This window comes from Nocardia vinacea NBRC 16497, assembly GCF_000308835.1.
In the GTDB taxonomy this organism is placed as follows: Bacteria; Actinomycetota; Actinomycetes; order Mycobacteriales; family Mycobacteriaceae; genus Nocardia; species Nocardia vinacea.
Genome location: NZ_BAGN01000144.1, coordinates 1 through 1534, shown reverse-complemented (window position 1 = coordinate 1534; position 1534 = coordinate 1). Strand labels below are relative to the sequence as shown.

At 65.3% G+C, this 1534-nt stretch carries 1 protein-coding gene; it reads left to right on the top strand.

What is annotated here, in order from left to right:
- Positions 1 to 40 precede the first annotated feature (40 nt).
- A complete protein-coding gene (locus ON44_RS19545) occupies positions 41 to 1285 on the top strand; it encodes a bifunctional 3,4-dihydroxy-2-butanone-4-phosphate synthase/GTP cyclohydrolase II (RefSeq protein ID WP_040692104.1) in 1245 nt (414 codons plus the stop codon).
- The last annotated feature ends 249 nt before the right edge of the window (positions 1286 to 1534 follow it).

Genomic DNA, 1534 nt, shown 5'->3' with positions numbered 1-1534 from the left:
TGTATGTGAGGCACCTATTTCGAGATGGAGCACAACAGACGTGACCAGGTTCGACACCATCGAGCGCGCAGTCGCCGATATCGCCGCCGGTAAGGCGGTTGTCGTCGTCGACGACGAGGACCGTGAGAACGAGGGCGACCTCATCTTCGCGGCGGAAAAGGCGACCCCCGAGCTGGTCGCCTTCATGATTCGCTACACCTCGGGTTATATCTGTGTGCCGCTCACGGGCGAGGACTGCGATCGGCTCGGCCTGCCGCCGATGTACGCGCAGAACCAGGACAAGCACGGCACCGCCTACACCGTTTCGGTCGATGCCAGGGAGGGCATCACCACCGGTATCTCCGGCGCCGACCGTGCCACCACCATGCGACTACTCGCCGATCCGAACGCCAAGGCCGACGATCTGACCCGGCCCGGTCACGTGGTTCCGTTGCGCGCCAAGGAGGGCGGCGTGCTGCGTCGTCCCGGCCACACCGAGGCCGCGGTCGATCTGGCGCGGATGGCCGGATTGCAGCCCGCCGGTGTCATCTGCGAGATCGTCAGCCAGAAGGACGAGGGCCATATGGCCCGCACCGAGGAACTGCGCGTCTTCGCCGACGAGCACAACTTGGCGCTGATCTCCATCGCGGAAATGATCGCCTGGCGGCGCAAGCACGAGAAGCAGGTCATTCGGGTCGCCGAGGCCAGGATCCCCACGGCGCACGGCGAATTCAAGGCCGTCGGCTATCAGAGCATTTACGACGATGTCGAACATGTCGCGCTGGTGCGCGGCGATATCGATGACGGCGACGATGTGCTGGTGCGGGTGCATTCCGAATGCCTCACCGGTGACGTCTTCGGTTCGCTGCGCTGCGATTGCGGTCCGCAGCTGGACGCCGCACTGGAGATGGTGGCCCAAGAGGGGCGCGGTGTGGTGCTCTACATGCGCGGACACGAGGGTCGGGGCATCGGGCTGATGCACAAGCTGCAGGCATACCAGCTGCAGGATTCGGGCCACGACACCGTCGACGCGAATCTGGAGCTCGGTCTGCCCGCCGACGCCCGCGATTACGGCACCGGCGCACAGATCCTGGTGGATCTCGGGATTCGGTCGATGCGCCTGCTCACCAACAATCCGGCCAAGCGCGTCGGACTGGACGGCTATGGGCTGAAGATCACCGAGCGGGTACCGATGCCGTTGCGCGCCAACGCCGAGAACCTGCGGTACCTGCGCACCAAGCGGGACCGGATGGGGCACGACCTGATCGGGCTGGACGAACTCGATCTCGGCGAGACCGCCCAGTGATTTCTCACCTCGACGCAGCCCGGAAAGGACACCAGTGAGCGAGCGCAGCGAGCGAACCATGTCACAGCGTGCATCGCGCATGCCGGAGCCGAGCGTCAGCGAGGCGCAGGTATGAGTGGCACCGGCGTACCCAGCTTCGAGCTGTCGGATGCCAAGGATCTGAAGCTCGGCATCGTAGCCTCGCGCTGGCACACCCAGATCTGCGACACACTGGTCGCGAATGCGGAGCAGGTGGCCAAGGACGCGGGC